Source organism: Streptomyces odontomachicola, from assembly GCF_039605595.1.
Lineage (GTDB): Bacteria > Actinomycetota > Actinomycetes > Streptomycetales > Streptomycetaceae > Streptomyces.
Window position 1 is genome coordinate 68235 of the sequence record NZ_JBCFOK010000027.1, and the last position, 9519, is coordinate 77753.

Here is a 9519-nt window from a genome sequence, read left to right on the forward strand (position 1 = left end):
ACTAACGCTCCTGCTGGTGAGTGGGGCCCATGCCGCGGCCATCTGTGCTGCCGGCCTGGCGGCCCTGCTGAATGCCCCGGCGGAGATTGGTCAGCCGGCCGCGGACATCGTCGGGTGCGCGCGAGACCTGCGGCCCGGACTGGGCGGAGGACTGCTGCTGTGCGGTTCCCGCCACCAGATTGGCACGCGGGACACGGCGTGGCAGCCCCGATGTGGTGACTCCGCCCGCTGCGGGCTGGCGCACCTGCTCGGCGCGCCGCCAGGTCTCGTCGTTCGGCGAGGCGCCCCAGTGCGCGCCGGTGTCGGCGCCCTGGTCGCCCGCGGCGCCGCCGGACGGCCTGCGCTGCGGCATGGGCGGAACGGCGGAGGCCGCCTGCCCGGGACGCGCGGTGGGCGCGTCCTGCGGCGGTACGCCGTGGGTGTGCTCGGTGCCCGCGCCGGCCGCTCCGGCGCCGGGCTCCTGGTAGCCGTTCTGCCCGAACCCGTCGGTCCGGCCGAACTCTGCGGTCTGCGCGGGCTGTTCGTACCGGGCGCCCTCGTAGCCGCCCTGCTCGAGGCCCTGGCCGTAACCGGCCTGCTGCTCGTAGCCGGTCTGCTCGAAGCCCTGGCCCTGCGCGCCCTGGCCGCCGCCCTGCTGGGGGTGGCCCTCGGCGCCGCGGAACCAGTTGGACTCCATGGAGGCGAAGATCGGCTCGCCGCCCTGCGGACCGGCGGGTATCTGGAAGTTCGGGTCGGTCAGCGGCGACTCGGCCGCCCCGGCGCCCGGTGCGGCGAACTCGCCGGTGTCCTGCGGCGCCTGGGGCTGCTCGGGCGCGGCCTGCTCCTGGCCTGCCGCGTCCCGCGCGCCGGGCTCCTGCGCCGCGGGGTCCTGCGGCTGCTCCTCGGGGCCACCCGGTACGAGGGCCGAGGGGCCGCGGTCCTCGCGGAGCGCCTGGCGCAGCTCGTCGGCCGCGGGGTGCACGGCCTCGGCGCCCTGCTGCTGCCCGGGCCGCGCGGCCTCCGCTCCCCCGCCGCCGCTGGAGGCGGCGGTGAAGCCGGGCTGCGGGTACTCGCCGGTGCCCTCGGGCTCCTCGTGGCCGCGGGGCGCGTCCTCGGCGGGGCCCGACGCGGCGGCGGGGCCGTCGACCCAGCTCGGGCGCGGGAGCGGGACCTGCGAGGAGGTGTCATCGCTGGACGGCGGCTCGCTCGCCGGGTCGGTGCCCTTGATCTCCGGGCGCGGGAACTGGGTCTCCGGGATGCCGTCGCGCCAGCCCGCGGGCTCGCGGCGGCCGGAGTCCTGACCGGTGCCCGCACCCGCGCCGGGGGCGGCGGGCGGCGGGGCGTCGAAGTCGGGACGGGCGAACTCGGCCGTGTCGCCGGGGCCGCCGGAGGGCTGCCGGCCCTCGGGTGCCGGGCGGGCGAACTCGCCGGTGTCGGCGGGGCCTTCGGCCTGCGTACGGGAGAAGTCGCCCTGCGGCTGCGGGAATTCGCCGGTGGCGCCGGATCCCGGGGAGCCGGTGCCTATCTGCGCCGGGCCCGAAGGACCGGCCGGGCCGCCCTGCGCCGGGCCGCCCGTGAGCTCGCCGGCCGGGCCGCGCGCGGGCAGCGGCGGACGGTTCGCGTCGGAGCCCGCGGGGGCCGGGGCCTCGCCGGGTGCAGAGGGGCGCGGCGGGGCGGGCGAGGGCGGGTTCGCGCCCCCGGGCCGTGCGGTGCCGCCCCCGAAGAAGTCGGTGGTCGGTGCGCCGGACCCGCCGCCGGGTGCCCCGGCGCCGGCCGGTGCGCCGCCGGGCAGCGCGCCGCGCTGTCCGCCGCTGACCTGGCCGCGCGGCGTGAGGCCCGCGAGACGGCTGCCGGCGGGCGCGCTCTTGGCCGAGCCGCCCTGGCCGCCCTGGGCGCCGTTGCCGCCCTGGCCGGCTGCGCCGGGCTTGTTCTTGGCCGCGCCGCCCTGCGCCACGTCCACCGGGAGCATGACCAGCGCGGTCGTACCACCGGAGTCGGAGGGGCGGAGCTGGATGCGGATGCCGTGCCGCAGCGAGAGGCGGCCGACCACGAACAGGCCCATGCGGCGGGAGACGGAGACGTCCACCGTCGGCGGGTTGGCGAGCCGCTCGTTGATGGAGGACAGGTCCTCGGGCGAGAGGCCGATGCCGGTGTCGTGGATCTCCACGAGCACCCGGCCGTCGGGCAGCGCGTGACCTGTGACCTTGACCTTGGTCTGCGGGGAGGAGAACGAGGTGGCGTTCTCCAGCAGCTCGGCGAGGAGGTGCACGAGGTCGTTGACGACCCGGCCCGTGACCTCGGTGGTGGGAACGGAGCTGAGCTCGATCCGCTCGTACTGCTCCACCTCGGACGCGGCGGCGCGGAGCACGTCGACCAGCGGCACGGGGCGGGTCCACCGGCGGCCCGGCTCCTCGCCCGCGAGGACCAGGAGGTTCTCGCCGTTACGGCGCATGCGGGTGGCGAGGTGGTCGAGCTTGAAGAGGGAGGAGAGCTGGTCCGGGTCGGCCTCGCGGGACTCCAGTTCGGAGATCAGCGAGAGCTGGCGCTGGATCAGGCCCTGGCTGCGCCGCGAGAGGTTGGTGAACATCGCGTTGACGTTGCCCCGCAGCAGCGCCTGCTCGCCGGCGAGCCGGACGGCCTCGCGGTGGACGTCGTCGAACGCCGCGGCCACGCGGCCGATCTCGTCCCGGCTGTGCACGCCGACGGACTCAACGGAGGTGTCCACGTCCTGCGGCTCGGCCTCGGACATCTGCTTGACCAGCTCGGGCAGCCGCTTGCGGGCCACGTCCTGGGCGGTGTCCTGGAGCCTGCGCAGCGAGCGGACCATGGAGCGGGCCACCACGAAGGCGCCGACCAGCGAGATGCCGAGGACCAGCAGGATCACGGCGCCGTTCAGGAACGCGCCGGCCTGGGCCTCCGAGCGGAGCTCACGGGCCTGCTGCTCCATCTGCGAGAGCAGCGTCGACTCGATCTTGCCCATCTCGTCGATCTTGGTGCGGTCCTGGTCGTACCAGTCCATGTAGGACCGGTTCTCCCGCTTGATGCCGTCGGCGTTCTGCAGGACCCGGTCGCGGTACTTGTCCGCCGCGGTGATGTTGGGCAGGCCGCCGTCCAGCGGCTTGGTGAGCTGGGCCGCCTGCTCCTCGCCGTAGATCTTGCTGAAGCTGCCGAGCGAGGCGTGCTCGCTCTCGCTCGCGGTCTTGGCGTAGAGCCGGTCGGACTCGGAGAGGCTGGGGCCGCCCTTGTGCGCCAGGCCCGCCGAGATGATGGCGCGCTGGATGGACGCGTACTCCTTGGCCGTGGAGAACGACGTCAGCGCACGGGTGCTCTGGATCATCTCGGAGTTGCTGGTCGCCTGCGCCATGTCCTGGGAGAGCGAGAGCAGCGACTCGATGAGCGTGTTGTAGCTGTTGACCGTCTGGGAGACGTACGACGGGTTGTCGTAGGCGCGTTCGCGGATGTCGCGGATCTGCGTCAGCTGCCGGGTGATGTCGAGGACGGTCGACTGGACGCCCTTCATCACCTTGTCGTCGCTGTCGATGCGCGCGGTCTGCGCCTTGAAGGCGGCGATCGACTGATCGGCCTTCTCGCGCGGCGCGACGACGGTGTCGTCCTTGTCGTTGCCCGTGCCGACCAGCGGTCCCGCCGAGCGGTCCCGCTCCTCCTGGAGCGCGGCGGCGAGCTGGGTCGCCTTCTCCGTCATCTCCGTGAGCTGCTTCATGTTGTCGAGCTGGTCGACATTGGAGAGCGAGTCCTGGATGCGCAGCGCACCGAGAGTGGTGGCGGCGACCACCGGCAGCGCCAGGAGGGAGACCAGGCGGGTGCTGATGCGCCAGTTGCGCAGGGCCGCGCGCGACCCGGGGCCCGACGCCGCAGCCGCGGCATTGGCCGTGGCGGCCTCGCCGCCACCCGACGGGTCGGTCGTCGGATACTCAGGACCCGCGCCGCCGCCTCCTTCCCGCACGGCGGCCGTGGGACCGCTCTCCTGGGCGCGCTCCGGGTCCCCCGCAGCGCTGCCATCCCTCTTGAAACGTCCCTGCACTAGCGTCGCAACCTCTGGACCAGGCGCCCCTGCCGCCAACGGCGACGGGACGGTATCGAGTCGTGGGGGTCCCAGGCCCCCCAATGGCGGTCGTGAGTGACCGTCGCCCCCCTCATCTCCGCCGCGCGGCGCTGCTCTGCGCCCCCTGCGCGCCGGGTGATGTCCTGCGGCGGTCCGTGGAATTCCAGCACAGAGGAGGATCTCCAACAAGGGCGGCGGGTAAGGGCGTGACCCATGTGACGCTGCGAAGACGCGGCGTCACACGCTGTGTGAACGCCCGCCGGAAAAACGGGACTTATCCGGACGAGGAACACTGTCGATCATGGCGCAGCAGTGCCGCCCGTCTGGCGTGGAACGTCACGTTCAACCCTGATGTCCGCTTCTCCGGGGGCAGTTGGGGGTCCGGGATGCCCGTTTTGACCAAGCTCCGGTGAGGAAACTCACACGGCGTTCGTTACTGGATCGCGCCCCGGACGGGAATACCGGATCTACCCTCGTCGTTTACACCGCGTACGGTTTCGACAAGCAGCCACCGAGAAGCGAGCGAGGAACGGCAGCAGTGAAGACCACCATGGGCATGCAGAACATAGCCAACCCCCGCCGCACGACGCTGGCCCACCTCGAGGACGCGGACGAGCTGGCCACCCAGCCCGCGGAGGAGGCCCAGGACGCGGCCGAGCTCCCCGCCAGCACCGCGAACCCGCGGCGCACCACGCTGATGGACGCCCCGGCCTCCTGAGCGGCGTACGGCGCACAAGCTTTACACGGCACAGACGCCGTCCGGCCCCCGGCATGTTCCGCCGGGGGCCGCATTCATGGATTCACGGGCGCGGCAGGGCGCTTGGGCGCAACGGCTCACGCCCCGCCGCGTACCGGGCTACGCGTGCCAGCTCGTCGGCGCGCGGAAGCCGGGCGCGCGCTCCAGACGGCGCCAGCCCGCCTTGGTGGTGCGGTTGCGGGAGGCGGCGGGGATCTGCGCGTGCCGCGCCGTGGCGGCCGCGCGGGCCAGCAGGAGCGCGGTGACGGCCGCGAGCTCCTCCTCGTTGGCCTCGCCCTTCTCGACACGGACCAGGCTCTGCGGGTCGGTGGTGTTCACCTTGTCCTTCCTCACTGCGGCGGGGTTGCCGTGGCTGCCGTGGTCGCTCACTGCGGCGGGTTGCCGTGCTTGCGCTCGGGCAGGTCTGCGTGCTTGCTCTGGAGCATCTCCAGGCCCCGTACGAGGACCTCGCGGGTCTCGGAGGGGTCGATCACGTCGTCCACGAGGCCGCGCTCGGCCGCGTAGTAGGGGTGCATCAGCTCGGCCTTGTACTCCTTGACCATGCGCGCGCGCATGGCCTCGGGGTCGTCGGCCGCGGCGATCTGGCGGCGGAAGATCACGTTGGCCGCGCCCTCGGCGCCCATCACCGCGATCTCGTTGGTCGGCCACGCGTAGGTCAGGTCGGCGCCGATGGACTGGGAGTCCATGACGATGTAGGCGCCGCCGTACGCCTTGCGCAGCACCACCGAGATCCGCGGGACCGTGGCGTTGCAGTACGCGTACAGCAGCTTGGCGCCGTGCCGGATGATGCCGCCGTGCTCCTGGTCCACGCCGGGCAGGAAGCCGGGCACGTCCAGCAGGGTCAGGATCGGGATGTTGAAGGCGTCGCACATCTGGACGAAGCGGGCGCCCTTCTCGGACGCCTCGATGTCCAGCACGCCGGCCAGGTGCTGCGGCTGGTTGGCCACGATGCCCACGACCTGGCCGTCCATCCGGGCCAGCGACACGATCAGGTTGGTCGCCCAGCGCTCGTGTACCTCCAGGAACTCGCCGTCGTCGACGATCTCCTCGATGACCTTGCGCATGTCGTACGGGCGGTTGCCGTCGGCCGGCACGAGGTCGTACAGCGCCTCGCTGCGGCGCTCGACCGGGTCGGCGGTCTCCTCGCGCGGCGGGTTCTCGCGGTTGTTGGAGGGCAGCAGCGAGAGCAGATAGCGCACGTCCTCCAGGCAGCTCTGCTCGTCGTCGTACGCGAAGTGCGAGACGCCCGAGGTGCCGGCGTGCACGTCGGCACCGCCCAGACCGTTCTGCGAGACCTCGGCTCCGGTCACCGCCTGGACCACATCGGGCCCGGTGATGAACATCTGCGAGGTGTCGCGGACCATGAACACGAAGTCGGTCAGCGCCGGGGAGTAGGCCGCGCCGCCCGCGCACGGGCCGAGCATCACGGAGATCTGCGGGATCACGCCGGAGGCGCGGGTGTTGCGCTGGAAGATGCCGCCGTAACCGGCGAGCGCCGCGACGCCCTCCTGGATGCGGGCGCCGGCGCCGTCGTTCAGCGAGATCAGCGGGGCCCCCGCGGCGATCGCCTTGTCCATGATCTTGTGGATCTTGGTGGCGTGCGCCTCGCCCAGCGCGCCGCCGAAGATCCGGAAGTCGTGCGCGTAGACGAACACGGTCCGCCCGTGCACCGTGCCCCAGCCGGTGATCACACCGTCCGTGTACGGCTTCTTCTCCTCCAGACCGAACCCGGTCGCCCGGTGCCGCCGCAGGGTCTCCAGCTCACGGAAGCTGCCCTCGTCCAGCAGCAGCTCGATGCGCTCCCGCGCGGTCAGCTTCCCCTTCGCGTGCTGCGCCTCGGTCGCCCGCTCGCTGGGGCCGCGGTACGCCTCCTCGCGGATCGCGTGGAGCTCCGCCACGCGGCCACGCGCGTCGGGCTCCTCGGCCTCGGATTCCTGGGGCGACTGCTGGGACAGATCGGTCATGTATAGACCCTACGAAACGGCACCGAGCCGCGCCGTCGTCAGATTCGCACAGTCTCAGCGCCGGTTTCATGGCTGCGCTGGACAGAACCAGGCCCCTCGGCCTGTGCCAAGCACGGAACCCTCCGACCTCACGCGCGAGGAGCTGTCAGATCCCCACAGCCGGACAACATCGCTGGTCGCGGCGGGGGTCAGCGGGTCAGGAGCCTACAGCGCACGGTGCCGCCCGCGGTCCCGGGCGAGATCCGCAGCCGCAGCCGCTCCCCCTCCTCCAGCACCTCGGCGCCCTCGCCGGCCTCCACGACCCGCACCACGCGCCGGTGCCAGGTCAGCTCGAAGGGCTCCCCGGTCCGCTCGGGCCCGGCCGCACACAGCGTGACCTCCCCCGCGCGCGACCCGGCACGCTCCCTTACCCGATCCTGCGCCCGCTCCCTCAGCAGCACGCTCGCCGCACCCGTGCTGGAGAGCCGCCGCACTCGGCCCGGCGCCCAGAAGTTCACCGCGGTCAGGCCCAGCGAAGGGACGGTCACGCCCTGCTGTTCCGCCGTGTTGGCGTCGATCGCCAGCCACTCCCGGTCGGCCGCGCGGGCCGCGAGGGTGCGCGGTCCCGCGCCGGGCATCAGCAGGTACGCGTACGAGGCGTCCTCCGGGTCCGTGCCGTGACCGGTCCACAACGTGAGCCAGTGGCGGCTGATCCTGTCGGTGACGCTCCCCTTGTTGATGTCCGACCACGCGCCGGTCCGCACCTCGCGGCGTACCGAGAGCCGGGTGCCGCCCGGGAAGACCCAGCCGCCGTGCCCTTCGAGGTGGGCCCAGCGCGCTCCGCCGACGGTGTGGGTGCGGCCGAGCCCGGTCAGCGGCGCGGCGGCGCGGCCGTTCACGGAGAAGGCGGCCGAGGAGCGTGCGCCCAGGTTGCGGTTGTCGTAGACGGTCTCCACCGGCTCGCCGTCCCGCGCGCCGATGCCCGCGCCCAGGCAGATCACCGCGTCGTCCGCGCAGAACCAGGACTTGCGCGCGGTCAGCGTGCTGCCGAGCCCCCTCACGTGCTGCCCCACCGCGGCGAATTCACCGTCCGTCGTGCCGCCCACCCACCGCACATCGGGCTTGGCCTCGCCCCATTCGCCGCCCGCGTTGTCCGCGAGGCGCTTGGCGGAGACGGTGGTGCCGGGCAGCCGGTACCAGTCCACCGTGGGCCAGAAGTCGTCCCCGTACTGGTCGAGCGTGCCCTCCGGGCCCCACCAGGAGAGCATTCCGGCGCCGGTGTGCCAGCCGCGGGGATTCTCGCCGTTGCCGCACTCGTAGTACGCGATCCGGTCGGAGGACATGGCGATGCCCGCGCACCAGCCGGGTCTGCGGTGCACCGCGCGCGCCATCGCGGGGAAGAGCGTGTGCCCCGTGGGCTCGGGCGCCGCTGGGCCCGGCTCGTCGGCGACGGCGTGCAGCCGCGCCAGGTCGGCCACCTTGAACTGGCGGTCCGTCAGCACCGGGAGCGCGGTGTCCCGTTCGATCCAGCCGCGCACCATGGCGTGCCAGCGCGCACGCTCGGCCGGGGACGCCGCCTTCGCCAACAGGGCCACAGCAGCGAGCAGTTGGTGCCCGCGCTGGTGATCGCTCTGGTGGATCGCCTCGGGGTCCTGTCTGAGCACGCCGCGCGAGATGGCCCGCCCGCTGACGCTGTCCATCATCAGCCCGTCGTGCAGCAGCGGCGCGTACGCCTTCTCCACGCTGTCGTACACGATCTGCCGCTTCGGGTCGGTGACCTCCCACTCCGTGCCGTCGAGCAGCGCGAAGAGACGGCCGAGCCCGTCGAGCAGGACATAGCCGTACGTGCCCGAGTACGCGATCCAGGTGTGCTGGATGAAGGAGCCGTCGGCGTAGAGCCCGTCGCCCTTCGTCACGTACGGGAACACCGGGGAGAGCGACTTCCCCGCGAGAGCGATCTTGGAGCCGTCCTCGCCCAGTGCCCCGCGCACTGCGTACACGCGGCAGAAGTCGACACGGTTCGCGCCGGTGGAGGTGCCGGTGTACTCGTCGAAGACGGACGGCGGCAGGAAGTGGTCGACCGCGGCCAGATACCCGGCGCGGTCGTCGCCCGGCACCTCCTCGTGCAGCAGGGTCAGGATGTCGAGCAGCAGGCGCGGGCTCCCGATCTGCCACTCCCACCAATTCCCGTACCGCTGCGTGCCCTTGTGGTAGACGCGCTCGTGCACATGGCCGAGCCCCCGGAGGATGTCGGAGGCCAGCGCGGCGTCGCCGGTGAGGCCCGTGCCGGGCTGGGCCCACGCCTCGGCCATGTAGTAGAGGCGCTGGTAGGACTGCGTGATGCCGGAGGGCGGGTCGAAGGGGTAGCCGGGGAAGAGCGAGTCGGCGGTGGGCTTCATCTGCTCGCGCAGCCCGCGCGCCCGCTCCCCGAGCTGCCGGAGCCTCCCGGCGTACGGCTCGGCGCCCGGGTCGAAGCCCGAGCCGAGGGTGAGCTCGCGCCAGCGGCGGCGCAGCGCGGCGAAGTCTCCCGGGGCCAGGTCCCCCGCCGTGGCGGCGGCTGCCGGAGGGGCGCCTCCAAGGGCAGGGCCGAAAGCGATTGCCGCGGAGACGGCCGAGGCGGCGAGGAAGGCGCGGCGGGGCAGGTGCGGCACGGCGGGACACCCTCTCCAAGTGGCGTGGACCTCTTGTGGGTTCACGGATGTCTAGCAGCGGAGCGGGGGGGGGGGGGGGGGGGGGGGGGGGGGGGGGGGGGGGGGGGGGGGGGGGGGGGGGGGGGG

General features: G+C 73.2%; 5 protein-coding genes. 1 reads left to right on the forward strand and 4 read right to left on the reverse strand.

Annotated elements, in window-relative coordinates:
- Position 1: 1 nt before the first annotated feature.
- The gene (locus ABEE00_RS33895; protein WP_345749629.1) at positions 2-4021 is read right to left on the reverse strand and encodes a sensor histidine kinase; all 4020 of its coding nucleotides are present in this window, start codon (positions 4019-4021) and stop codon (positions 2-4) included.
- Positions 4022-4580: 559 nt separating this feature from the next.
- Between ABEE00_RS33895 and ABEE00_RS33900 the strand changes: the two genes are divergently transcribed.
- A complete protein-coding gene (locus ABEE00_RS33900) occupies positions 4581-4760 on the forward strand; it encodes a hypothetical protein (protein WP_345749630.1) in 180 nt (59 codons plus the stop codon).
- A 138-nt stretch (positions 4761-4898) separates the two neighbouring features.
- Here the strand turns inward: ABEE00_RS33900 and ABEE00_RS33905 are convergent, their stop codons facing one another.
- The 3 genes from ABEE00_RS33905 to ABEE00_RS33915 all read right to left on the reverse strand — a co-directional run bounded on the left by ABEE00_RS33905 (position 4899) and on the right by ABEE00_RS33915 (position 9393).
- On the reverse strand, positions 4899-5117 hold the full coding sequence (locus ABEE00_RS33905; RefSeq protein WP_345749631.1) for an acyl-CoA carboxylase epsilon subunit: 219 nt from the start codon (positions 5115-5117) through the stop codon (positions 4899-4901).
- A gap of 47 nt (positions 5118-5164) precedes the next feature.
- A complete protein-coding gene (locus ABEE00_RS33910; protein WP_345749632.1) occupies positions 5165-6763 on the reverse strand; it encodes an acyl-CoA carboxylase subunit beta in 1599 nt (532 codons plus the stop codon).
- A gap of 188 nt (positions 6764-6951) precedes the next feature.
- Positions 6952-9393 carry a polysaccharide lyase 8 family protein gene (locus tag ABEE00_RS33915; RefSeq protein WP_345749633.1) on the reverse strand — a complete coding sequence of 814 codons (2442 nt, stop codon included), beginning with the start codon at positions 9391-9393 and terminating at the stop codon, positions 6952-6954.
- Positions 9394-9519: the final 126 nt, after the last annotated feature.